This is a genomic window from Myceligenerans halotolerans, assembly GCF_054782975.1.
The window spans coordinates 38,025-62,441 of the sequence record NZ_BAAGRL010000025.1 but is presented as its reverse complement, the minus strand read 5'-3'; the positions used below and the strand labels follow the sequence as shown (position 1 = coordinate 62,441).

Below are 24,417 nucleotides of genomic sequence, written 5' to 3'. Positions count from 1 at the left end.
CATGACTGAACGAACCACCCTCCCCGGGCCGCCGCGGGCCGCCGAGACCGGGGCCTGGGCCGGCACACCGCGCTTCGGACCCGTCCGGCGCGCCACGCAGCTCGTGCTGGGGCTGGGCCTGTTCACCTTCTCGATGGCGATGATCATCCACTCCGGGCAGGGCAACACCCCCTGGGACGTGCTGCACGAAGGGCTCGTGCAGGTCACCGGGCTGTCGTTCGGCTGGATCGTCCTGATCGTGAGCGTCGCGGTGCTGGCCTGCTGGATCCCGCTGCGCCAGAGGCCCGGGATCGGCACGATCGCGAACGCCCTGATCATCTCGCTGGCGATCGACCCGTCGCTGGCACTCCTGGACCGGCTGGCGCCCGACCCCGGCCTGCTCGCCGCCGTGCTGCTCGCGCTCTCGGGGATCGTGCTCAACGGCGTCGCGACGGCCGCGTACATCGGCGTGCGGCTCGGCCCGGGCACCCGTGACGGCCTGATGACCGGGCTCGTGGGGCGGACGGGATGGCCGGTCTGGCGGATCCGGACGGGGATCGAGACCGTCGTGGTGATCACCGGGATCCTGCTCGGCGGCACGTTCGGCTGGTCGACGGTCCTGTTCGCCCTGGCGATCGGGCCTGTGGTGCAGTGGTCCTCCTGGAAGTGGCTGGCGCCGCGCGGGCTGGTGGGCTGAACCCGGGCGCGCTCCACGCCCCCCCCGGCGCGTGCCCGACGGCAGTGGCAGTGGGCGCCGGGCCGCCGCCGGGAAGAATCGGCCGACGCGCGCGGTTGCGCACGTCATGACCGTGGAGATGTTGCAAGGCCCGCCGCCGGCCGCTGACCGCAGAATCCTGTTCGTCCTGGGCAGCGCGCGCCAGGGCGGGAACTCGGAGGCGCTCGCGCGGCACGCCGCGGCCGGCCTGCACCCGGACGTGCGGCAGGAGTGGATCCGGCTCAGCGACCTCGACATCCCGCACTTCGAGGACGTCCGCCACTCCGGCGACGGCACGTATCCCGAGCCCGTCGGCGACGTCGCCACCCTCTGGGAGGAGACGCTGGCGGCGACCGATCTCGTCGTCGTCAGCCCGCTGTACTGGTACAGCGTGTCGGCGAGCGTGAAGCTGTACCTGGATCACTGGTCCGCCTGGATGCGCGTGCCCGGCAGCGACTTCGAGGGCACGATGAGCGGCAAGCGGATGTGGGCCGTCACCGCGTACGCGTCCGACGACGTCACCCTGGTCGACCCGCTGCTCGGCACCCTGCGCAACAGCGCCGGCCGCCTGCGCATGCACTGGGGCGGGGCGCTGCTGGCCAACGGCTCGAAGCCGGGTCAGGCCCTGGACGACCCCGGAACGCTGGAGCGCGCCGCGGAGTTCTTCGCCTCGTCGGACGTCCCGCGCGAGGCGCCGGTCCGCGTCGGCCCGTAGTCGCCACGGGAGACCTCGTCGCCACACGAGGCCGCGCCGCCGGTCACGACCGGCCTGATCGACCGGCGCCGAACTGGACCGCTGACCGGACCAGATGGTCGGTAGCGTCCGGGACATGACGCACGTGACCCGTTCCCAGCCTGAGACCCACGACACCTCGGACCGCGGCGGTACGGCGATCCGGGGTGCGGCGGATCCGGCGTCGGGCGACGAGGGCGCGCCGTCGATGACCGTGCGTCGCCTGCGGCAGCGGCAGGAGCACGATCCGGCCGTGCTGCGCGAGATCCTGGCCGACGGGATGTTCGCGCACGTCGCCGTCGTGCGCGACGGCCTGCCCGTGGTGCTGCCGTTCCTGTACGGCGTGGGCGACCTGGGGCGGGGGCCCGAGCTGCTGCTGCACGGGTCGACGGGCGGCGGACTCTTCCTCGACGCCGGGGACGACGGCGTGCCGGTGTCCGTCGCGGTCACCCACGTCGACGGGCTGGTGTACGCGAGGTCGCTGTTCGACAGCTCGGCCAACTACCGCAGCGCGATGATCTTCGGCAGGGCGACACCCGTCCCCGCGGACCTGCAGGCGGAGGCCCTCCAGATCGTGGGCGACCACCTCATGCCGGGCCGCCGGGCAGAGGTCCGCGACACGACGCGCAAGGAACGGACGGCCACGCACGTGCTGCGCGTGCCGCTGGACCGCGCGAGCGTCAAGGTCCGGTTCGCCGGCACCGGCGACGACCCGGACGGCGGCGCGGACACCGCCGTCTGGGCGGGTGTGCTCCCCCTGGCCCTCCGCCCGGACGCCCCCCTGGCCGACCCGTCCACCGCCGAGGCCACCCCGGTCCCGCCGTCGGTCACGTCGCTGGCGGGCCACCTGACGACGCGCGCCGCGACCCGCCGCGCCGCCCTGGCGCGCGCACTCCGCAGCCGCTGAGGACCGTTCAGCAGGGCCTCGCAGACCCTTCAGGGCCGAGTAAATGGATTCGAAACCCTGTTGAACCTCAGTCAGGACGAGGCGTCAGGACAGGAGGAAGTCCACGCGGGGGCCGACCGGGTCGCCCTCGTGGTGGAGCTGCGCCGACGTCACGCCGGTCTCGGCCAGGGAACGCCAGTGCTCGCCCAGCCACTGCTCGGCGTCGAACTGGCTGGTGAAGACCGGGGTGACGGGCTCGGGGAGGCGCGTACCGTCGTCGTCGTCGTACAGCGCCCACTCCCAGCGGGGGCGGATTGGTGTGGTCATCCCTGCCTCCCGCTGCCGACCGAGCCTGCGGACCGGGTCAGGGCCCGGTTGATCCGCGACGCCCAGAACGGGCCCTCGTAGACGAACGAGGTGTACCCCTGGGTGAGGTCGGCGCCGGCGTGCAGGTAGGCGCGGACGTCGTCGGCGGACGTGATGCCGCCGACGCCGATGATGACCGGCCCCTGGCCGAGCCGCTTGCGCAGGCGCGCCACGACCTCGACGCCACGCGCGCGCAGGATCGGACCGGACAGGCCTCCCGGACCGCGGTCGTGACCGATCGTGGTGTTCACCGCCACGATGCCGTCGAGCTTGAGCTCCAGGGCGAGGTCGGCGACCGCCTCGACGTCCTCGTCGGCGAGGTCGGGGGCGATCTTGACGAGCAGCGGGACCTTGCGCGGGCCGACCCGGCCGCCGCGGGCGGACAGGGCGGCCGTGGCCTCGTCGGCGGCCTCGCGCACGGCGGTCAGGATGGGGCGCAACGATTCGGTGGCCTGGAGGTCGCGCAGCCCGGGGGTGTTCGGGGAGGAGACGTTGACCACGAGGTAGTCGGCCCACGGCGCGAGCAGCCGCGCGGAATGGGCGTAGTCCTCGGCCGCCAGGTCGGGCCGTGTCCTCTTCGTCTTGCCGATGTTGGCGCCGACGACGATCGCCCGGCCGGCCTTCGTGGCGCGCAGCGCCCGGAGACGCTCCGCGGCCGCGGCGGCGCCGTCGTTGTTGAAGCCCATCCGGTTGCGCACGCCGCGCAGGTCGAGCTCGCGCCACAGCCGCGGGCGCTCGTTGCCCGGCTGGCCGTGCGCGGTCACCGTACCGATCTCGACGAAGCCGAAGCCGAGCGCGGTCAGGCCGCGGATCGCCCGGCCGTTCTTGTCGAAGCCGCCCGCCAGCCCGAACGGCGCGGCCACGGTGCGCCCGAACGCGCGGACACTGCCGGGACCCCCGATCCCGCGGCCGAGGTACGGGGCGACCGCGCCCTGCACGACGTCGGCCACCACGGGCACCCTGCCCAGCAGCTCGATCCCCCGGAACGCCAGCTCGTGAGCGCGTTCCGGGTCCATCCGCCTGAAGACGGTGTTGAAGAGCAGTGAGTAAGGGAAGCTCATGCCGTGGTCTCCTCCGATCCGTCCGACAGGTCCCGGCCCGGGAGGTCCCGGCCCGAGGCCCCGTGCGCGGCAGGCCCGCGCGTACGCCACAACCACCACAGGCCGACGAAGGGCAGGACGAGCGGGACATAACCGTACCCCTGCCCGTACAGGCTCCACACCGTGGACTCACCGAACACGTCCCGGCTCGCGAGCGACGCCGAGCCGACGGCCAGCACGCCCACCGCCTCCACGCCGACGGCACCCCAGGCCACTCGCCGCCACCGGGGCGACCTGCCGAGCGCGAGCGCCACCGTGGCCACCACGTACACGACGGCGGCCAGCGCGGACAGCGAGTAGGCGACGGGCGCCTCGGTGAACTTGGTGACCAGCTCGTAGGACGAGCGGCCCAGCGCGGCGAACGCCAGGATGCCGTAGACCGTCACCAGCACCCGGCCGAACCCGGTGCCGGTGGAACGGGCGGCGGCGCGTCCCGTGCCGCTGCCGGGCCCGCTCACGCGCCCGTCCAGATCTGCCACAGGCGGTAGTCGAGGAAGGCGACGGTCAGCGCCGCGACGAGCAGCACCACCGACGACCACTTGGTCCGCTCCGCGAACGCCCAGACGGCGGCGATGGGCAGGATCACGAGGGCGGTGGCCATGTACCCCCAGAACAGGAGGGGGTCCGACGGCGGCGCTTCGGTGGCGCTGCGGATCGCCGCCGTGATGGCCTGCGCGATGAGCACGCCCTCCACGATCGCCCCGCCCCAGAGCTGGTTGAGGATGACCGCACGATCCTTGACGACGAACCAGGCGGCCCACCCGCCGAGCGCCACGCAGAGCGCCACCAGCAGGATCAGGAGGGGTAACAGCACGGTGGAAGACTACCGGCGCCACAGGGCGCGATGAAATCGCGCGCCACGTGTCGCTCCTCTCACCGGCCGAGACGCCGCCGTCGGGCGGGACGACGGCGAGCGCCCGGCACGGCGCCGCCACCGCACCCGAATGCGGCAGTTCTCGGCACAAATCCGGCGCCACGAAGTAGCCTGTCGGACGCCGGCACCTCATCCGGTGGGCCGACGGCGACGTTCCGCGCGCCCTCGGTCCGCAGCCGCCTTCCAGGGGGTCCGTCATGGTCGAGTTCGCAGTGCTGGGGTCGATCAAGATCGGCGACGTCGCCGTGCGGGGCCGGATGCAGCGCACGCTGCTGTCCGTCCTGCTGAACCGTGCCAACGAGTCCGTGTCGGTGTCCGAGCTGAGCGAGCACCTGTGGCCGGGCGAGCGGCACGACCGGGCCGGTCAGCGCCTGCACCTGCACGTGCACCGGCTGCGCCAGGTGCTCGGGCACCCGGACCGGCTGTCGCGCGTGGACGACGGCTACCGCCTGCGGGTGCTGCCCGGCGAGCTGGACGCCGAACGGTTCGACTCGCTGATCCGGGAGGCGGAGGAATCGCCCGAGCGGTGCGTCGACCTGGTGGACGCCGCGCTGGCGCTGTGGCGGGGAGCGCCGTTCGGCGGCCTGGACCGCCCGGCCCTCACCGACGACGTCGCCCGCCTGGCCGAACGGAAGCTGTACGCGGTGGAGCTGCGCTACGCGGCGGAACTGCGCCGTGGCCGGCACGCTGCCGTCGTCGCCGGCCTGACCGACCTCGTCGCCCGGCACCCGCTCCGCGAGCGCCCGGCCGAGCTGCTGATGACCGCCCTGTACCGCAGCGGCAGGCAGGCGGACGCCCTGGCGGTGTTCCGTGGTACCCGGCGCGTCCTGATCGACGAGCTCGGCGTGGAGCCCGGGACGCCGCTGCGCGACCTGGAACGGCGGGTCCTGGCCGGCGAGCCGATCGAGTCCGACGGCCCGGCGCCGGCGCCGGTCCCGCCGGACCTCCCCCCGCCGGCGCAGCTCCCGCCCGACGTGGGCGCGTTCACCGGGCGCGCCCGGGAGCTGTCCGAGCTGGACGCCCTGGAACCGCCCGCCGTCGTCGTGATCAGCGGCACCGCGGGCGTCGGGAAGACCTCGCTGGCAGTGCGCTGGGGGCACCGGGCCCAGGACCGGTTCCCCGACGGCCAGCTGCACGTCGACCTCCGCGGGTACGGGCCCGACGACGCCGTGGCACCCCACGACGCGCTGGCCGGCTTCCTGCGGTCGCTGGGCGTCGAGGGCTCTGCCGTACCGACGGCCGGCGCCGAGCGGGCCGCGCTGTTCCGCACCATGGTGGCCGGCCGGCGCATGCTGGTCGTGATCGACAACGCCCGCTCCGCCGACCAGGTGCGGCCCCTGCTGCCGGGCGGCCGGTCCAGCCTGGCCCTCGTCACCAGCCGGGACGCGCTGACCGGGCTGGTGGTGCGGGAGGGCGCACGCCGCCTGCGCCTGGACCGGATGCCCGCGCCGGAGGCGGTGGCGCTGTTCCGGGAGATGGCCGGCGCGGCCGGGGACACCGACCCGGACGCGGTCACGACGGTCGTGGAGAGATGCGCGCGGCTGCCGCTGGCCCTGCGCGTCGCGGCCGAGCAGATGTCCTGCCGCCCGGGGATGGACGTCGCCGGGCTCGCGGCCGAGCTCTCCGAGGAGGACCGGCTGGACACCCTGGACCTGGACGACCCGCACACCGCCGTGCGCTCGGTGTTCTCCTGGTCCTACACGAACGCCGACCCGGCGGCGGCCCGCCTGTTCCGGCTGTACGGCCTGCACCCCGGGCACAACCTGAGCCCGCCCGCGATGGCCGCCATGGCCGGCGCGGACGTCCCCGCGACCCGCCGCGTGATCGGGGCGCTGGTCCGTGCCGGCATGGTCGAGCAGGACTCGGACGACCGCCTGTCCCCGCACGACCTGATGCGCGAGTACGCGCGGGAACGCGCGCTCGCCGACGAGCCGCCGCACGAGCGGGAAGCGGCCCTCCACCGGCTGGACACCTGGTACCTGCACACGGCCGCCGCAGCCCGCGGCGTCGTGGACCCGCGCCTCTGGCCCGTCGACCTGCCGGGCCCGCCGCCGCCCCAGGTGCCGTCGTTCGCGGACCGGGGCGCGGCGCTGCGGTGGTTCGAGGTGGAGCGGCCGAACCTGGTCGCGGTGGTCCGGCACGCGACCGGCGCCGAACCGGACCTCGCCTGGCGGCTCGCGGGAGCGCTGCTGGCCTACTTCTACCTGAGCAAGCACTGGGACGACTGGCTGGCGACCCACCGGCTCGGCCTGGCGGCGGCCCGCGCCTGCGACGACCCGCTCGGCAGCGCCCGCATGCTCAACGGGCTCGGCGTCGCCTACAGCGACCTCGGCCGGTTCGACGACGCCGTCGCCGCGCACGAGGAGGCGGACGCCCTGCACCGCGTGGCCGACGACTCGCCCGGCATGGCCTGGAACCTGAACAACCTGGGCGTCGTCTACGACCAGATGGGCCGGTTCGCCGAGGCGCTGGATCGCTACGAGCGGGCGCTCGGGCTGTTCGCCGCGCAGGGCGACGACCGGGGACGGGGCCTCGCCCTGTACAACATCGGCGACCTCCACCTCTCCGCCGGGGATCCCGGCCGCGCGGCGGGCCTGATCCGCCAGGCCCTGCTCATCCAGGAGCGGGCCGGCGACCTGGAGGGTCAGCGGTTCGCGCTCCGCGGCCTGGGCGACCTCGCCAGTCGCGCCGGCCGCCATGCCGAGGCCCGCGCCAGCTATCGCCGCGCCCTGGGCATCAGCCGCGAGCTGGGTGACCGGCTCCGCACGGCCGAGCTGCTCGACCGGCTCGCGCGGGCCGAGGACGCCCTCGGCAACCACCACGCCGCGGCCGCCCACGCCGACGAGGCGGACGGGGTCGCAGCCGCGCTCGCCCTCCCGTCCCGCAGGCCGGAGGAGGGCAGCCCGAGGCCGGAGTACGGCGGCCCGACGCCGCAGGACGGCAGCCCGGGGCCGGACGGCAGCCCGAGCAGCCGGACACCGGAGGAGGGCAGCCGGGCGCCGGAGGGTGACAGCCCGACGCCGGACGGCGGGAGCGCCGGGCGGTTCGCCCCGAGACTGCGGCTCGTCGCCGGGGCGGCGCCCGACGAACGCAACGGCTCGCGCCCGCGCCGCCACGACCGCCGTCGTCGGCCGGGATAGCATCGCGGGGTGACCGACCTCTCCCTCTCCAGCAAGAATCCGATCGCCGTGCGTGCGGACGCCCTCGTCGTCGCCACGGCCAAGACGTCCGACGGCGTCGCGATCGTCGCCGACCACCTCCCGGCGGAACTCGTGACCGAGATCGAGGCCATCGCCCCGCAGCTCGGCATCACCGGCGCGCGCGACGAGGTCCGCAAGGTCCCGGCCGGGCCGCGGCTCAAGGCCGACGTGCTCGTGCTGACAGGCCTCGGCGAGCGCACCGACGACGGCACCTTCGACCCCGAGATCCTGCGCCGTGCCGCGGGCGCCGCCACGCGCGAGCTGTCGGGTGTCGCCTCGGCCGCCATGTCGCTCCCGGCGACGGACGACGCCGAGCTGGCCGCCGTCGTCGAGGGCGCGCTGCTGGGCGCCTACCGCTTCGACAGGTACCGGTCGAACGGCGACGACGGGTCCCAGGAACCGGTCGGCTCCGTCGAGGTCCTCACCACCCTGGCGCGCGGGGCGAAGGCGAAGCTCGCGGTCGAGCGCGCCGCGGTCGTGGCCGACGCCGTGCACGCCGCGCGCGACCTGGTCAACGCCGCGCCGAACGAGCTGTACCCGGCCACGTTCGCCGACGCCGCGAAGGCCGCCGCCAAGGACGTGAAGGGCCTCAAGGTCACCGTCCTGGACGACAAGCAGCTCAGCGCGGGCGGGTACGGCGGCCTGACCGCGGTGGGGCAGGGCTCCGCGCGCGGGCCGCGCCTGGTGAAGATCGCCTACGCGCCCGCCAAGGCGAAGAGCGCGGAGAAGATCGCCCTCGTGGGCAAGGGCATCACGTTCGACACCGGCGGCATCTCGCTCAAGCCGTCGGCCAGCATGGAGACGATGAAGTCGGACATGGCGGGCGCGGCGGCGGTGCTCGGGACGATGGTCGCCGTCGCGCAGCTGGGCCTGCCGGTCGCCGTGACCGCCTACCTCTGCCTCGCGGAGAACATGCCGAGCGGCACGGCGCAGCGGCCGTCGGACGTCATCACGATCTACGGCGGCAAGACCGTCGAGGTGCTCAACACGGACGCCGAGGGCCGGGTCGTCATGGCCGACGGGCTCGCCTCGGCGGTCGAGGACGGGCACGACGTCATCGTCGACATCGCGACCCTGACGGGCGCCCAGATGGTCGCGCTCGGCCCGTACACGGCCGGCGTGATGGGCACCGAGTCGGTGCGTGACGAGGTCAAGGCCGCCGCCGACGCGGCGGGCGAGCTGTTCTGGCCGATGCCGCTGCCGGAGGAGCTGCGCCCCAACATCAAGTCCAAGGTCGCCGACGTCGCGAACTCCGGCCCGCGCTGGGGCGGGATGCTCAACGCCGGGCTGTTCCTGCGCACGTTCGTGGGCGACACGCCGTGGGCGCACCTGGACATCGCCGGGCCGTCGTTCAACGAGAAGGGCGCGCACGGCTACACGGCGCCCGGTGGTACGGGCGTGGGCGTGCGGACCCTGCTGACCTTCCTGGAAGGCCGGGCCGCTAGGTAGGGGCCGGGGACAGCTGGTCGGGGGTTCGGCGTGTGGTCGTTCAAGTGATTGACCGACCACACGCCGAACCCCCGACCACGCAGGCGGCTCCGGCCGCCGGCGCGGGCGTTCTACTTGCGGCGCTGCGCCGACGTCCAGTCGCGCATGCGCTGGGGGTAGCCGATGAAGCGCACGTTGTAGACCGGGACGCCGAGCTCGCCGGCCAGGTCGAAGGCGGTCTTCTCGTCGGGGACGCGGCGCCGGGTCCACTCCCCCGTCGTGGCCACGAGCAGGATCGTCGCGGGGATCTGGGCGGTGGGCGGTTCCACGTAGGCCTCGACGCCCTGCCGGGAGTCGATGAAGTCGCGCAGGTGTCTCATGGTCTGTCGGCGGGCGTCGCCGCCGGACGGCGCACCGCCCGCGTCCGGACCGCCACGGGTGCGGCGACGAAACAGGCTCGCGAGCGAGAAGCGTGGGGATCTGGACATGCGGGGAAGACTACCGGTCCCGCCTGGGGAGTTACCTGAGAAAAGTCCAGGTCCCACCTGAACGAGCGCGGGAGGCCGCACGAGGGGACCCGCGACCGTCCGGAAGGGACCTGGACGGTCGCGAGAGGCCGCCCGACCTACCCGCGACCGACCCGCGTGGCCTCCGGACGTGCCGGGAATGTCTCCAGCGTCACACCACGAATCGACCCCACAAATTGGGGGGTAGCGTTCAAGGTGACAAGATGTCAGGCGGTGCGTCCGGCGCCCACAAGGCACCCGCGCACGCGATGACCGCTGGAGCGAGGAGCAACGCAGTGCCATCCACGGCAACGACCGCCGGCAACCCCGGCATCTTCGACCTCGTCGTGCTCGGCGGCGGCAGCGGTGGGTACTCCACCGCGCTGCGCGCGGCACAGCTCGGACTGAGCGTCGCCCTGATCGAGGAGAGCAAGCTCGGGGGCACGTGCCTGCACAACGGGTGCATCCCGACCAAGGCCTTCCTGCACGCCGCGGAGGTGGCCGACGTCGCCCGCGAGGGACACCGTTTCGGAGTCCGGACGTCGTGGGACGGAATCGACATCGCCGATGTCCACGTCTACAAGGACTCCGTCGTGGCGGGCCTCTACAAGGGGCTGCAGGGCCTGATCGCCTCGCGCGAGGTCACCTTCGTGTCCGGGCACGGGACGCTCGTGGCGCCGGGGGCGGTCGATGTCGACGGCGTCCGGTACGCCGGGCGGCACGTCGTGCTCGCCACCGGCTCGTACGCGCACACGCTGCCCGGCCTGGAGATCGGCGGCCGCGTCATCACCTCCGACCAGGCCCTGTCCCTCGACCACGTGCCGAGTTCGGTCGTGGTGCTCGGCGGCGGCGTGATCGGCGTCGAGTTCGCCAGCGTGTGGCGGTCCTTCGGCGCCGAGGTGCAGATCGTCGAGGCTCTCGACCATCTCGTCCCGTCCGAGGACGTCGCCCTGTCCACGGCGCTCGAGCGGGCGTTCCGCAAGCGCGGCATCGGGTTCACGCTCGGCGACCGCTTCGCGGAGGTCAAGCGGTCCGACGACGGCGTGCAGGTGACCCTCGAGTCCGGCACGACTCTCGACGCCGACCTGCTGCTCGTCGCCGTCGGGCGCGGACCGCGCACCGCGGACCTCGGGTTCGAGGCGGCCGGCGTGCGACTCCAGCGGGGCTTCGTGGTCACCGACGAGCGCCTGCGCACCGGCGTGACGACGCCCGACGGCGGCCACGTCTGGGCGGTGGGCGACATCGTGCCCGGGCTGCAACTCGCGCACCGCGGGTTCGCGCAGGGCATCTTCGTCGCCGAGTCGATCGCGGCGGCGAGCGGTGTGTCGCCGGGCGGCACCGCGTCCGCCACGGGCCTGGGAGAGCCGATGCCCGTGGACGAGGCCACGATCCCCCGGATCACCTACTGCGAGCCGGAGGTCGCGTCGGTCGGCGTGACGCAGGCTCGCGCCGAGGAGCTGTACGGCGCCGACGCCGTCGAGATCCTCGAGTACAACCTGGCCGGCAACGGCAAGAGCCGCATCCTGGGCACCACCGGCTTCGCGAAGCTGGTGCGCCGCAAGGACGGCCCTGTCGTCGGCATGCACCTGATCGGCTCGCGCGTGGGCGAACTGATCGGGGAAGGCCAGCTCATCGTGGGCTGGGAGGCGTTCCCCGAGGACGTCGCCTCTCTCGTCCACGCACATCCCACCCAGAACGAGGCACTCGGAGAGGCACACTTGGCTCTGGCCGGCAAGCCTCTGCACGCCCACAACTGACCCAGTTAACGACGAAGGAGACCACACCGGTCATGTCTGAGAACGTGCAGCTGCCGGCCCTCGGCGAGTCCGTCACCGAGGGCACTGTCACCCGCTGGCTCAAGAGCGTCGGCGACACCGTCGCCGTCGACGAGCCTCTGCTCGAGGTGTCGACCGACAAGGTCGACACCGAGATTCCCTCGCCCGTCGCGGGAACCCTGGAGCAGATCCTCGTGGAGGAGGACGAGACCGTCGAGGTCGGCGCCACCCTGGCCGTGATCGGCGACGGGTCCGGCGCCGGGGCGGCTCCCGCCGCGCCCGCGGAGGCCGAGCAGGCGGCGGAGGCTCCGGCGGAGGCCGCTCCGGCACCGGCGGAGTCCACCGAGGCACCCGCGGCAGAGGCACCGGCGGCCGAGGCGTCCGCCGAGGCTCCGGCGGCGCCTGCCGCCGCTCCGGCCGGCGAGGGCACCGAGGTGAAGCTCCCGGCGCTGGGCGAGTCGGTCACCGAGGGCACCGTCACCCGCTGGCTCAAGGAGGTCGGTGACGAGGTTGCCGTCGACGAGCCGCTGCTCGAGGTCTCCACCGACAAGGTCGACACCGAGATCCCGTCCCCGGTCGCCGGGACGGTCCAGCAGATCCTGGCGGAGGAGGACGACACCGTCGAGGTCGGCGCCACCCTGGCGATCGTCGGCAGCGGCGCCGCCGCTCCGGCCGCGCCCGCGGAGGCTCCCGCCGCCGAGGCGCCCGCGCCCGAGCCGGCACCTGAGCCCGCTCCGGCTCCCGCGCCCGAGCCTGCTCCGGCGCCCGAGCCCGCAGCTGCGGCCCCCGCCCCGGCACCCGCTGCACCGGCTCCGGCCGCCGCGGCTCCTGCCCCCGCCAAGCCTGCCGCCCCCGCGACGTCGCCCGCCACGCGGTCGACCGGCTCCTACCTGACGCCGCTCGTGCGCAAGCTCGCGGCCGAGAAGGGTGTGGACGTCGCGACGATCACCGGCACCGGCGTCGGCGGCCGTATCCGCAAGGAGGACGTCCTCGCGGCGGCCGAGGCGAGGTCCGCGGCCGGTGCGCCCGCCGCGGCAGCGCCGTCGTCCCCGGCGGCTCCGTCGACCGTGCTCGAGGTGTCGCCGCTGCGCGGTACCACCGAGAAGATGTCGCGGCTGCGCAAGGTCGTCGCCCAGCGGATGCTCGAGGCGGTACAGACCCAGGCGCAGCTCACGACGGTCATGGAGGTGGACGTCACGCGGGTGGCGCGCCTGCGGGCCCGCGCGAAGGAGGCGTTCCTCGCGCGTGAGGGCGCCAAGCTGACGTTCCTGCCGTTCTTCACGCTCGCCGCGGTCGAGGCGCTGAAGGCGTACCCGAAGGTCAACGCCACCATCGACACCGAGGCCGGCACGATCACCTACCACCCGGCCGAGAACGTCGGCATCGCGGTGGACACCGACCGCGGCCTGGTGGTCCCGGTGATCAAGAACGCGGGCGACCTGAACCTGGCCGGCATCGCCCGCCAGATCCAGGACCTGGGCGCGCGCACCCGGGAGAACAAGGTCACGCCGGACGAGCTGTCGGGCGGCACGTTCAACATCACGAACACGGGCTCGGGCGGGTCGCTGATCGACACGCCGATCGTGCCGGGAGGCCACGCCGCGATCCTCGGCACCGGCACGATCACGAAGAAGCCCGTCGTCGTCACGGACGCGGACGGCAACGACGCGATCGCCGTGCGCCAGATGTCGTACATCTTCCTCTCGTACGACCACCGCCTGGTCGACGGCGCCGACGCGGCCCGCTTCCTGACGGCGGTCAAGAACCGCATCGAGGAGGGCGCGTTCGAGTCGGAGCTGGGTCTCTGACGGAACCGACTCCCTCACCCTGAAGGGGCCGGACAGCCAACCGCGGCTGTCCGGCCCCTTCGCCGTCCCCGAAGGCGGCGCGAGCGGGGGGGTGGTCGCTCCGATGTCGTGTGGCCGGTCGCCCGGGGGGGCCGACCGTCCGACGTCGGGCCGACCACCCGGCAACAGGCCGGTCAGCGTGACCTGTCAGGAGACCCGGGAGACCCGCCAGCCCTCGTCCGTCCAGGTCATCTGGAGCATGGCCGAGCGGGGCTCGGACTCCGGGACCTGGACCGGGCCCGCGTCGCCGACCTGAATGTGCGCGCTGATCCGGTACTCGACACGGACGACGACGGAGTCCAGCGGGTCGCCCTTCGCCAGGTGACCCCCGCCGCTGTCCTCGCTCCCGACGACCTCCGCCGCGGTGACGTAGACCTCGGCTCCCGAGACCTGCTTGCTCCAGAAGAAGATGCGGTTCAGCAGGGCGATGTCGGCGGCGTGCGCGGGTGACCCCGCCTGGTCGATGTCGGACACCTCGACCGGCATGCCGGTCAGCAGCAGCATCCGCAGGCGCGTGAGCTCGACCGCGGCCTTCGCCGGGTTGCCCCGGTCGGAGATCGCCGCGAGGTCGGCGCCCAGCTCCTCGGCGCTCCGGGGCTTCTTGACGCTCTCCTTCTCGTCCGCGGAGGTGTCCGACGCGGAGGCGGCCCCGCCGCCCGGGAGCAGGCCCGGCACCGAGACCAGTGCCCCCGCCCCGACGCCGAACGCGATCCCCGCCACCGCCACCGCGAGCACGGCGCCGCGGCGCCCGCGCAGGCGATTCCGGCCCGTGCGCGGCGTCGTCCCCGAGTGCGGTCTGGTGACGTCGTCGCGGCGGACCACCCGTCCTCCGGCCGCCGGTCCGATGATCGAGATGGGCCCGGTGCGCGCCGCCTCGACGAGTTCGTCCGGCGGTGGCATGTGCACTCGCACCGGGGGTACGACGTCGTACACGCGGGCGGCGAACGTGCCGGCCTCGGGGCGCTCCCGGGGGTCGGCGGCGCACGCCCCGGCGAGCTCGGCCCGCAGGGCCAGGTCCGCTCCGCTGAGGGGCGCGGGCCTGCCGTCCGGGTCCACGAGCCCGGTCCGCAGCACCGACTGCGCGAGCCGGGCCAGCGACGGGACGTCCGCGACCGGCTCCTCGCCCGTGGCCGCGGCGGGCAGGGCGAGACGCGGCCGGAGCAGGGCCATCCCCTCGGGCGTGAACAGCACGTCGGTGGGCTCCACGGGTCCGTGCACGAGCCCCTCGCTGTGCAGCGCCGCGAGCGCCTGCGCGATGGTGACCACCATGCCCGACGCCTCGGCGGCCGTGAAGGGTCCCCGGGAGGCGAGGACCGTGGGGAGGTCCGCGGCGTCGGGCCGGTCGAGTCGCACGTCGATGCGGTCGCCGCCCGACGGCGAGATGGTCACCAGCCGTACGAGGCTCGGGTGATCGATGTCCGCCAGCGTGTCGAGCCGCCGGACCAGCAGGTCCCGGGCTAGTCCTGCGGCCGGTACCGTGACAGGAACGAGTTCCGTGGCGTCGATGAGATGCACGTATTCATACCTACGCCCGCTGCGTGACGCTCGCCCGCTGTCCACTGATATGCGCGACCCGCGCCGGGGTGGTAAAAGATCGCGGTGCCGATGTCCCGGCGGTCACACGTCGACGATGCGCCCCTCCCGGGCGGCGACGCGTGCGGCGTCGAGCACCTCGGCGGTGCGCACGGCGTCGGCGGGGTCGACGGGGGCGACGGCGTCGTCGTCGCCGGTCAGCCAGGCGTCGACGGCGCGGTAGAAGTCGGCGTGGCCGCCGGCCGCGGCGGGTACGGGCGTGCGTTCCCGGCCGTGGGTGAGCCAGCCGATGGTGCCTTCGGGGGCGCCGTCGTCGAGGACCTCGAACGGTGACGCGTCCTGCTCGAACGTGGTGACCACGAACGCGCCGCCGGTGCCGAGCACCCGTGTGCGCGGTCCGGGCGCCCCGACGAGGGATCCCGCCCACAGGCGTGAGACGACGTGGTCGGCGTGGTGCAGCACGAGGAACACGTCGTCCTCGACGGGTGTGGTCAGGGCGCGCATCTCCGCGTACACGGCCTCGACGCGGCCGAACAGCTGTGTGGCGGAGTCCACCAGGTGCGGCCCGAGGTCGAGCAGGAGTCCCCCGCCCTTGGGGTCGCGTTCCTTCCACCGCTGCCGCGGCACGGGCCGCCAGCGCTCCCACCGGCGTTCGAAGGTGTGCACGTCGCCGAGATCGCCGCGCCGGATGAGGGCCTGGATGGTGAGCTGCTCGGGGTCCCAGCGCCGGTTGTGGAACACGGTGAAGGGGGTGCCGGCGGAGGTGGCGGCGTCGACGACGCGGCGTGCCTCGTCCGCGTCGATGCCGATCGGCTTGTCCAGCACGAACGGGACGCCGGCGCCTGCGACGGCGGCGGCGTGCTCGGCGTGCATGGCGGTCGGGCTCGCGATGACGACCGCGTCGTACGCGCCGCGGTCGTCGAGCATGCTCGCGAGGTCGTCGTGCAGCTTGGCGCCGGGCCAGTCGCCCGCGGCCTGCACGCGCCGTCCTGGATCACGGGTGAGGACGGCGGTCACCGTCAGCCCTGCCTCGCGTGCGAGTTTCGCGTGGATCTGTCGTCCTGCTCCGCCGTATCCGACGATTGCGAGCCGTAGTGCCATACGCCCATCGTGCCTGAGCGGCCCGGCCGGTGCGCGGGCTGTCCGGCCTGCGGCGAAAGTTGTCCTGCCGTTCCACGGCCGGCGACGGCGGACGCCAGGCGGGGCGGTGATCCTCGCGTTGGTGTTCGGCTGGTATATATACGTAGTAGGACTTTATATCGCGCTAACACGCACTAACACGGTATTGGAGCAACGTGGCCGCCGCATCCGATTCGAAGAAGTCGCTGCTCGAGCGCCTGAGCAAGCGCAAGACCCTCCAGGTGACGCTGGTCGTGATCGCGGCACTCGTGCTCGCGGGCAACTTCCTCTTCAAGTCGCTCGGCGACGGCGCGACGCCCGCCGAGGGCGCCGAGGGGTCCGCCCTGGAGGCGCTGGACAGCCTGGAGATCGCCGAGTGGGAGGACGAGGACGGGTACGACCGTGACGCGTTCGGCAGCGCGTGGAAGGACGTCGACGGGAACTCGTGCGACACCCGCAACGACATCCTCGCCCGTGACCTGGAGGATCTGGAGTACAGCGAGGGTGAGTCGTGCGAGATCGCGTCCGGCACGCTGGACGACCCGTACACGGGCGAGGAGATCGACTTCGAGCGTGGCCCGAACTCCGCTGACGTGCAGATCGACCACATCGTCGCGCTGAAGAACGCCTGGATGACGGGCGCGTACGCGTGGGACAAGGAGCAGCGCGAGCAGATCGCGAACGACCCGCTGAACCTCGTGGCGTCCGACGGCCCCGCCAACATGGGCAAGGGCGCGGACGACACCGCCGAGTGGCTTCCCGACAACGGCTCCTACCGGTGCGAGTACGTCGCCGCGCAGGTCGCGGTCAAGGTCAAGTACGAGCTGTGGGTCACCCCGGACGAGCACGACGCCATGGCGGACGTGCTGACGTCGTGCCCGTCGGAACCGCTCCCGACCGGCGGCCTCTGACCGGATGGGCGAATGTCGGATGATCGGTCGCTTGTCGGGTCGTCGGTCGCTTGTCGGATGGTCGGTCGCTCGGGAGACCGATCATCCGACATTCAGCCGACCACGCGGGCTCTGAGCGGCGCGCCGTCACGTTGGCCGCGTCGCGGTGGCGATCTCGCGGGTGCGGCGGACCAGGAAGGCCGTGCGGGCCACCGCCTCCGGGGTGAGCGCCGACAGGCCGGCGTCGGGGGCGACGGCGCTGCGCAGGGCGGCGACGGCGCTGCGCAGGCCGCCGTCGTCGGGCGCGAGGTCCGTGACCGCGCGTTCGAGGGTGCTCAGCCCCAGGTCACGCGCCAGCGTCCGGGCGAGGTCGAGGTCGGAGCGCTGACGCGGCGTGAGCCGGTAGCGGCCCGTGGCGGCCACGGCGACGAGGACGTCCCAGGCGAGGCCGCACGCACGGACCGCCGGAGGATCGGGCTCTGCGGCCTCGGTCACCGCTCGCGCCCGCGAGCGCAGACCGGCCACCCGCGACAGCCGCTTGCGCCACGTCTCCCACTGGTGCCGGCTCCAGCGCGACTCACGGCCGATCCGGTACTGGTCCGTGAGGGACGGGCTGACCAGCCGGACGACGCCGTCGGCCCCGCGCAGGAAGATCCCGACGGGCTCGGTCCGGTCCGCGTGCCGCTCGACCGTCACCCCGATCACCGTCCACCGACCCGCCAGGACGTGCAGGATCACGTCGGCGGTGCGCCGGTCCTCGACGGGGACGCGCAGCAGGTGTTCCTGCCCGGTGGAGTCGGTGACGGTCCACGTCAGGTCCTGGCGGACCTCGTCGACGCCGACGTCGCCCGTGTCGCGCACGAACAGCAGGCGCAGGTGTGACGGGCGCCGCCCGAATCCGACGGTGTCCCGGGCGGGGCTCGTCGCGCCGGTGCGCTCGGCGGCGTCGCGCAGCTCGTCCAGGTCGAAGGCACCTTGCGGCTCGAGCCTCGGGCTGCCGCCGGCTCCGAGCGTGCCGTCGGGGCGGGCGCGAACGGCCGACAGGGCGAACGGCCCGTCGCTGAGCCGCGCGGGCGACGCGCCCCACAGCAGGGACGCCTCCCAGTCCCGCCGGAACGACGGGTCCGACCCGGCGGGCCGTCCCGTCACCGCCGTCCGGACGCGGCCCTCGCCGGGATCCCACGCCGCGAACACCAGCCCGCGGGACCCGCTCGGCGCGGTCCACCACCGGACCCCGAGCGGCACCAGCCGTGCGACGTCGATCTCGTCCTCCTCCCGCCCGGAGCGGTTCCCGGCGGCCTTCTTCCGGCCCCGCGCCGGAGCGGGTCCCTCGGGCCCCTTTTCTGGTCCGGGCTGTCCGCCCGGGCCAGCGTGCTCGTGGGCCTCGCACAGCGCCCAGATCTCCGTGAGCGTCGACAGGACGTCGGACTCGTCGGTGCCGTCGGCATGGGCGGCCAGGTCGGCGGCCTGCCCGGCGGCCGTGCGCAGCAGCGCGTCGAGACGCAGCCCGTGCACGGGCTCGAACCCGGCGACGCGGGCGCGTCCCGCGAGCTCGCGGAGCGACTCCGGCACGTCGTCGCGCAGGTGCGCCAGCCCGCCGTCGAGCAGGTGGACGACGGCGTCCCGCACCTCGGCGACCGCCACGGCCCGCCGCTTCGCCTCCGCGGACTCCCTCGCGGAGGCCCGCCTCGTCGCGGCAGCGGACCGTCCTGCCGTGGTACGGCGCCCCGGCTTCGCCGGGCCGGAGCTCTCCGGGGCCGGTTCGGCACCGCACCCGGTGCCCGGCGCCGCGTCCCCGGACCACGCCGGGGCGGGCGGCCGCACGCCGAGTTCGGCGGCCCGGTCCCGGGCCCAGCGCCAGGCCACGACCACGTGCACGCAGACGCCGCCGGTCGGGCACTCGCAGGTCGCGGCGCCGGGACCGCGCCCGTCGACGCGGACCGCGTGCCCGCCGATCGACAGGTCCGCGCCCTTGGCGTCCGAGCCCGCCTCGGCGACGTCGTCGGACAGCTTCCGCGCGCGGCGCAGCAGTCCGGTGCTCGCGAGGCCGGTGAGCTCCTCGTCCGTCAGTGCGGCATACGCTTCCAGGTACGTCATGTCAGGACCTCCCCCAGCCACTCGGCGAATCTTTCCGGCGTCAGCGCCGCGATCTCCATGCCTGCCTCGGCGAGGTGCCGGGCCGTGCCCTGGTCGTAGACGGGCTCGGCGGACTCGTCGAGCGCGGCCAGCCCGAGCAGCGTCGCGCCCGACGACCGCAGCCGCCGCACGGCGGCCAGCAGCTCGGAGAGGGAGCCGCCCTCGTAGAAGTCGCTGACCAGCGCCACCACCGTCCGGGACGGGTCACGCAGCTGCCCCTCCGCGAACCGCACGGCGCGCGCGATGTCGGTGCCGCCCCCCAGTTGCGCCGTGAGCAGCACGGACACCGGGTCGTGCGCGAGGTGCGACATGTCGACCACGCTCGTGTCGAACAGCACCAGCCGTACATCGATCCCGGGCAGCCCCGACAGGATCCCCGCGCACACCGCCGAGTACAGCAGCGAGGACGCCATCGACCCGGACTGGTCCACCAGCACGACGACGTCCCAAGTGAGCGCCCGCTTCTGCCGCGCGTTGAACCGCACGTCCTGCACCAGCATCCGGCCGTCGCCGTCGACCCGCCCCAGGTTCGCGCGCAGCGTCCGCCTCCAGTCGAAGTTGCGCGCCACCCGGTGCATCGAGCGCCGCGACCGGTCCACGCGACCGCCCACCGCCGTGAGGAACCGCGGCCGCAGGCGTCGCACCACGTCCTCCACCACGCGCTCGATCACCCGCCGCACGCCGTCGGCCACGGAGGGGTCGAGCTTGCCCCGCACCTGCAGCAGTGCGGTGGCGAGCTCGCGCGACGGTTCCATCGCCTCGACCGTCTCGCGGTCGCCGAGCAGCTCGGTCAGCCCGTAGCGCCCCACGGCCTCGACCTGCATGCGCTCGAAGGTCTCGCGCGGGAACAGCGAGCGCGCCTCGCCGAGCCAGCCGAGCGCCGAGAAGTCGACACCGTGCGGCGCCGAGCCGTCGAGCGTCCCCGCGCCACCGCCGGTACCGCGCCTTCCGGCCGCGTGTCCGCGGGCCGTGTACTCGCGGTCGTAGAGGTAGCCGAGCGTGTTCTCCAGCCCCTGGTCGCCGGCCGGCACGTCGAGGCGTTCGGCGGCGTACCGGCCGAGCACGAGCCGCCAGCGCCGCGCCGCCTCCCGATCGGAGACCGTGTCCGACGGCGGTGCCGCGGTTCCCGAGTCCGGCTCGCTACGGCCCGCGCCCTGGTCCGTCCCGGTCATGAGTGTCCTCCGCTCCAGTGCGCCAGCCCGTCGCGGGCCAGCAGGGCGGCGAGCTCGCGTTCGACCGCGAGGCCCGCCGCCAGGTCGTTCTCGTCGATGCGCACCCGCACGTCGACGTCGGCCGCGCGCGAGCCCGTGCGCTCCGCGACGCGCTCGGCCAGCCGATGGGTCTCGGTGGGGCGCAGCCAGGTGAAGCCGCGACGCAGGTCGGGCAGGACCGCCAGGAAGGCGTCCGGCGTGAGGTCGCGGATCGCCCCGTCGACCGCGTCGAACAGCTCCGGCGTGTGCAGCAGCAGGTCGGGCGCGGCACGCAGGACACCGCCGAGGAACCGCACGGCGAGCGCGGGGTCCGCGCCCGGCCGGAGCGCACCGCGCACGCGGGCCACCAGCACGTCGTCGGGCACGTCGCCGTCCACCGAACCGACCGCCAGCAGCGCGCCGCGCACGGCGGGCGCGGCATCCTCGTCGTCGCGCAGCCGCGCGAGCTCGCGCGCCACGGCCGACGCCGGTTCCTCTCCGGCGGCGGCACCGAGCGTGCCGTTCCGGACGGAGACGCGTGTGCCGGGTGACGCCCCAGCGACGGGTTCCGGCGGACCGTCTCCGTCACCGGAAACGGCCGCGACCTGGCGGACCCCGGAGTCCGCACGGTCCGCGTCGGCCTCGGCCCAGGCCCGGCGTGTGTCCCGCACCAGCGCGCGCAGTTCGAGGACGGAGGCGACGGCGGCCTCCTCGTCGTCCGGGCCGGCGCGGCCGGCGTCGGGCACGAGGTACGCCGCCGTGGCGAGCGCCTGCGCGACCAGCGCCAGCAGCTCGTCGGCCGCGCTGCGGCCCTCGCCGGCGTCCCCTCCTCGCGCGGCGTCGCCGGGATCGGCGGGCCGCGGGACGAGGTCCAGCTCCACCCGCGAGCGCCACAACCCGAGCAGCCGCCGCGCGCCCGCCACGACCGACCCCAGGTCCCGGTCCGTGTCGAGGGTGCGTGCGAGCAGGCCGACGAGCCGCGGCAGGTGCTCGGTCAGGCCGACCACCGCCGCGCGCGCCACGAGCGTGGCCACCCCGTCGGCGGCGGCCGGCGCGCCGTCCGCCCGCAGCCGCTCCTCCGCCTGCCGCAGCAGCGTCACGGCGGCGGCGTCGACGGTCGCACCGAGGTGCGACAGCTCCACCAGCCGCGCCTCGACGACCGGTGTCCAGCAGTACTCCCACTCCTCGCCGATCAGCCCGAGTCCCCGCCCGGCGACGTGGTCCGGGCCCGACATCTGCCGGCCGAACCCGCAGTCGAGCAGGTCCAGCAGCGCGAACACCTGGCGGCGCGCGCGGTGTGCGGGCGTGCGCCGGGCGTCGAGGCGGGCGGTGCGCGGGACGGTCGTCTCGATGTCGAGCCCGACGGCGCGCACCCGCTCCCGGGCGTCCCGCACGAGCGGCGGGACGGCCGCGCCGGGCGGGACGCTCCCGACCTCGCGGCCTCCGAAGACCTCGGCGACGGCGAGGCCGAGGGGGCGTTCCGGACCGATCCCGCCGTCGTCGGTCACGAAGCAGGAGGTGATCGCGTCCAGGACGTCTGTCCGGCCGGGAAACGGCCGCATCCGCAGGTCGGCGAGCCGCGCGGCGGCGACGGCGGCCGCGGCGACCTGGGGCGTGGAGACCTGGTGCCCGCGCTCGGCCGCGGCCCGCGCGACGTCCACCAGCACCTGGGTCGCGATGCCGGGCACGTTCCTCGCGGCGCCGGCCCGCTCCTCGTCGCGCGAGCCGTCGTGCTGGTGGGCGACGTGCTGGTGGGCGACGTGCTGGTGGGCGGCGTGGAGTCGCTCGTAGAAGCCCGGGGAGGGCATGCCGGCGCCGTAGCCGCGCAGTCCGTCGAGCCGCTCGTGGTCGTAGCGGATCAGCCAGGCGTCGCCCGTCGCCTGCGGGCCGTATCCGCCGTCGGGCCAGCGCTCGCGCACCGGTGCGCCCTCGGGCAGTCCGGCGAGCGCCTCGGCGATGGCGAGTGTGTGAAACGCGCCGGTGACGACGAGGACGGGGCCGTCGGGTGCCGGGCCGACGGCGGGGGCGGTTCCCCCTGGAAGGCCCGCGGCCTCCGCCGTGCGGCCTGACATGCGGGCTTCCCGGTCCAGCGAGCCGTCGGCGGCGAGCACCTCGTCCTCGTAGTCGAGGCGGGACAGCGCGGCCCAGGCGAAGACGTCGTCGAACGTGGTGCGCCAGTCCGTGAGGGCGACGGGCGGCCGCGCCTCGAACAGGTGGTCCCACAGCTCGTCGTGGTCCCGGCAGCCAAGCCGCCGGGCGAGCGCGGCGACCGACGTCGAGTGGGCGAGGTACCGCTCCGACATGAGGGTCCGCGCGAACGGATCCTGCTCCGTGGGAGTCGCCGGTCCGACGGCGGTCGCCGGGTTCCGCGCATCGTCCGGCCCGACGGCGGCTGCCGGGTCCTGTGCGTCATTCGGCCCGGCCGCACCCGCCGGATCCCCCTCGCCGGGCGCGGTACCAGGAGCCAGCTCCTCGTCCGGCCCGGCGGCTTGCGCGGGGGTGGCGGGATCCGACGGGCGGGCGGCACTCACGGGTGCTTCGGGCCGGTCGCGTTCCGCGGCGGGACGGTCGCAGAATCGGGTCTCCGCACCGATCTCACATGCCGCGCGCAGCGCGGCCCACTCCGGGGAGAACGACGCGAGCGGGTAGAACGAGGCGCCGCCGGAGGTGTCGTGGCCGTCGGGCAGGCTGAGCAGCGCGACCGGTGGCCGGGTCTCCTCGTGCAGGAGTTCCGGCAGGAGGCGGGTGTACTCCTCCGGCCCCTCGATCAGCACGACCGCGGGCCGCAGCTCCTCGACGGCCCGGCGCACCGCTACCGCACAGGCGGGCGAGTGGTGCCGCACCGGGGCGAGGTACACGCCGTGCTCGCGCAGCCCCTCGATCGCGGTGGCGGCGCGGCGCAGCCGGTCGGGGGCGAGCTCCCACACCTCGCGCAGGCCGTGCGTCGGATGGGTATCGGTGCTCACCGCCACAGCACCTCGGCCGCGTCGAAGAACGCCTTCCACCCCTTGTCCTTGCGGGCGCGCTCGCGCACGACGTTGTCGACGTAGTGCCGCAGCCGGCGCGCGTCCTCCTCGTCGCCCTTCAGTGCGACGCCCGCCACCTGGCGTGCGACCTCCGCCGCGGTGACGCGCCCGTCTCCGAGGTAGCGGGCCTCCAGGGACGCCGCCACCGCCACGTTCACGGCCTCGGCCGTCGACATGACCGTCTCGGGCCGCTTGACCGGGGCGCCGTCCCGCGTGGTCCCGGACCGCAGCTCCTGGAACACCGTGACCAGGACCTCCAGCACGTCCCGGGGCACGGCGGGCCGGTCGCCGGGGGCGCCGAGCTCGGCCGCGAGCTGCCGCTCGACGAGCTCGATCTCGAAGCCGCGGTCCCGGACCGGCGCCACCGTCTCGAACGAGAAGCGGCGCTTGAGCGCCGCCGACATCTCGTGCACGCCCCGGTCCTTGAGGTTCGCCGTCGCGACGACGTTGAACCCGGGCCGGGCGGCCTCCCGCGCGTCCGGCCCGAGCTCCGGGACCATGAGCTGCTTCTCGGACAGGACCGAGACCAGCGTGTCCTGGATCTCCGGCGCGCAGCGCGTGATCTCCTCGAAGCGCACGAGCGATCCGGCGCGCATCCCCGTCATCACGGGCGACGGCACGAGGGATCGCTCGGTCGGGCCCTCGGACACGAGCAGCGCGTAGTTCCACGAGTACCGCACGTGGTCCTCGGTGGTGGCCGCCGTGCCCTGGACGGTCAGCGTGGACGTCCCGCTCACCGCCGCCGACAGCAGCTCCGACAGCATCGACTTCGCCGTGCCCGGCTCGCCCACGAGCATCAGCCCCTGCCGCCCCATGAGCGCGACGACGGCACGGTCGACCAGCGGGTCGTCGCCGTAGAATTTGCGGCTCACCCCGAGCTGCTGGTCCCCCACCACGAAGGCGCGCACCGCACGGGGACTCAGCCGCCAGCCGGGCGGCAGCTCCGCGCCGCGCTCCGCGTCCCAGGCGGCGAGCGCCGCCAGCTCGTCCGCGTAGCGCACCTCGGCGGGCGGACGCTGCTCGCTCGCCGCATCCGTGCGGGTGTCGGTCGTCTCGGTCGTCATCCTCGGTCTTTCCTCTCAGGTACAGGTGGATTCCGGGGCCGCGGGTTCAC

General features: G+C 74.4%; 19 protein-coding genes. 8 read left to right on the top strand and 11 right to left on the bottom strand.

Translation table 11 applies throughout. The annotated features are described in order from the left end of the window. The first annotated feature begins 1 nt into the window (after window position 1). From yczE to ACYVK5_RS16875, 3 genes are all read left to right on the top strand, one after another. A complete protein-coding gene (yczE, locus tag ACYVK5_RS16885) occupies window positions 2-676 on the top strand; it encodes a membrane protein YczE (RefSeq protein ID WP_460707094.1) in 675 nt (224 codons plus the stop codon). 118 nt (window positions 677-794) lie between these two features. Further along, entirely contained in the window at window positions 795-1,409 is a 615-nt protein-coding gene (locus tag ACYVK5_RS16880; RefSeq protein ID WP_460707215.1) for a flavodoxin family protein, read from the top strand. Between the two features lie 115 nt (window positions 1,410-1,524). Continuing rightward, on the top strand, window positions 1,525-2,334 hold the full coding sequence (locus ACYVK5_RS16875; RefSeq protein ID WP_460707092.1) for a pyridoxamine 5'-phosphate oxidase family protein: 810 nt from the start codon (window positions 1,525-1,527) through the stop codon (window positions 2,332-2,334). 84 nt (window positions 2,335-2,418) lie between these two features. On the opposite strand, the gene ACYVK5_RS16870 is transcribed toward ACYVK5_RS16875, so the two are convergent. From ACYVK5_RS16870 to ACYVK5_RS16855, 4 genes are read right to left on the bottom strand one after another with little or no spacing between them, the layout of a single operon-like run. Next, window positions 2,419-2,640, bottom strand: a complete 222-nt coding sequence (locus ACYVK5_RS16870) for a hypothetical protein (protein WP_460707090.1) — start codon at window positions 2,638-2,640, stop codon at window positions 2,419-2,421. Next, entirely contained in the window at window positions 2,637-3,740 is a 1,104-nt protein-coding gene (locus tag ACYVK5_RS16865; protein ID WP_460707088.1) for a quinone-dependent dihydroorotate dehydrogenase, read from the bottom strand. The genes ACYVK5_RS16870 and ACYVK5_RS16865 overlap by 4 nt, the downstream gene beginning before the upstream one ends. Further along, on the bottom strand, window positions 3,737-4,258 hold the full coding sequence (locus ACYVK5_RS16860) for a hypothetical protein (RefSeq protein ID WP_460707086.1): 522 nt from the start codon (window positions 4,256-4,258) through the stop codon (window positions 3,737-3,739). The genes ACYVK5_RS16865 and ACYVK5_RS16860 overlap by 4 nt, the downstream gene beginning before the upstream one ends. Then, complete coding sequence (locus tag ACYVK5_RS16855; RefSeq protein WP_460707084.1) at window positions 4,234-4,593, bottom strand: hypothetical protein; 360 nt, start codon at window positions 4,591-4,593, stop codon at window positions 4,234-4,236. The genes ACYVK5_RS16860 and ACYVK5_RS16855 overlap by 25 nt, the downstream gene beginning before the upstream one ends. A gap of 257 nt (window positions 4,594-4,850) precedes the next feature. On the opposite strand from ACYVK5_RS16855, the gene ACYVK5_RS16850 reads away from it, so the two are divergent. Continuing rightward, entirely contained in the window at window positions 4,851-7,793 is a 2,943-nt protein-coding gene (locus tag ACYVK5_RS16850) for an AfsR/SARP family transcriptional regulator (RefSeq protein ID WP_460707082.1), read from the top strand. 9 nt (window positions 7,794-7,802) lie between these two features. After that, on the top strand, window positions 7,803-9,302 hold the full coding sequence (locus ACYVK5_RS16845) for a leucyl aminopeptidase (RefSeq protein WP_460707080.1): 1,500 nt from the start codon (window positions 7,803-7,805) through the stop codon (window positions 9,300-9,302). 110 nt (window positions 9,303-9,412) lie between these two features. On the opposite strand, the gene ACYVK5_RS16840 is transcribed toward ACYVK5_RS16845, so the two are convergent. Beyond that, window positions 9,413-9,769, bottom strand: a complete 357-nt coding sequence (locus ACYVK5_RS16840; protein ID WP_460707078.1) for an oxidoreductase — start codon at window positions 9,767-9,769, stop codon at window positions 9,413-9,415. Between the two features lie 287 nt (window positions 9,770-10,056). On the opposite strand from ACYVK5_RS16840, the gene lpdA reads away from it, so the two are divergent. Both lpdA and sucB read left to right on the top strand, forming a co-directional pair. Then, entirely contained in the window at window positions 10,057-11,544 is a 1,488-nt protein-coding gene (gene lpdA, locus ACYVK5_RS16835; protein WP_460707214.1) for a dihydrolipoyl dehydrogenase, read from the top strand. Window positions 11,545-11,576: 32 nt separating this feature from the next. Further along, the gene (gene sucB, locus ACYVK5_RS16830) at window positions 11,577-13,370 is read left to right on the top strand and encodes a 2-oxoglutarate dehydrogenase, E2 component, dihydrolipoamide succinyltransferase (RefSeq protein ID WP_460707076.1); all 1,794 of its coding nucleotides are present in this window, start codon (window positions 11,577-11,579) and stop codon (window positions 13,368-13,370) included. A 186-nt stretch (window positions 13,371-13,556) separates the two neighbouring features. On the opposite strand, the gene ACYVK5_RS16825 is transcribed toward sucB, so the two are convergent. Continuing rightward, on the bottom strand, window positions 13,557-14,924 hold the full coding sequence (locus ACYVK5_RS16825; RefSeq protein WP_460707075.1) for a serine/threonine-protein kinase: 1,368 nt from the start codon (window positions 14,922-14,924) through the stop codon (window positions 13,557-13,559). Between the two features lie 102 nt (window positions 14,925-15,026). Next, window positions 15,027-16,043, bottom strand: coding sequence for a Gfo/Idh/MocA family protein (locus ACYVK5_RS16820; protein ID WP_460707074.1), 1,017 nt, complete (start codon window positions 16,041-16,043; stop codon window positions 15,027-15,029). A gap of 194 nt (window positions 16,044-16,237) precedes the next feature. Between ACYVK5_RS16820 and ACYVK5_RS16815 the strand changes: the two genes are divergently transcribed. Beyond that, window positions 16,238-16,972 (top strand): HNH endonuclease family protein, encoded by a 735-nt coding sequence (locus ACYVK5_RS16815; protein ID WP_460707072.1) that lies wholly within the window; start codon window positions 16,238-16,240, stop codon window positions 16,970-16,972. Window positions 16,973-17,098: 126 nt separating this feature from the next. Here the strand turns inward: ACYVK5_RS16815 and ACYVK5_RS16810 are convergent, their stop codons facing one another. Genes ACYVK5_RS16810 through ACYVK5_RS16795 form a run of 4 tightly spaced genes read right to left on the bottom strand, consistent with a single transcriptional unit; the run spans window position 17,099 to window position 24,367 of the window. Beyond that, a complete protein-coding gene (locus tag ACYVK5_RS16810) occupies window positions 17,099-19,048 on the bottom strand; it encodes a hypothetical protein (protein ID WP_460707070.1) in 1,950 nt (649 codons plus the stop codon). After that, the gene (locus ACYVK5_RS16805; protein WP_460707068.1) at window positions 19,045-20,259 is read right to left on the bottom strand and encodes a VWA domain-containing protein; all 1,215 of its coding nucleotides are present in this window, start codon (window positions 20,257-20,259) and stop codon (window positions 19,045-19,047) included. The genes ACYVK5_RS16810 and ACYVK5_RS16805 overlap by 4 nt, the downstream gene beginning before the upstream one ends. After that, a complete protein-coding gene (locus ACYVK5_RS16800) occupies window positions 20,256-23,243 on the bottom strand; it encodes a DUF5682 family protein (protein WP_460707066.1) in 2,988 nt (995 codons plus the stop codon). Before ACYVK5_RS16800 ends, ACYVK5_RS16805 begins: the two co-directional genes overlap by 4 nt. Next, the gene (locus tag ACYVK5_RS16795; RefSeq protein ID WP_460707064.1) at window positions 23,240-24,367 is read right to left on the bottom strand and encodes an ATP-binding protein; all 1,128 of its coding nucleotides are present in this window, start codon (window positions 24,365-24,367) and stop codon (window positions 23,240-23,242) included. The genes ACYVK5_RS16800 and ACYVK5_RS16795 overlap by 4 nt, the downstream gene beginning before the upstream one ends. Between the last annotated feature and the right edge of the window lie 50 nt (window positions 24,368-24,417).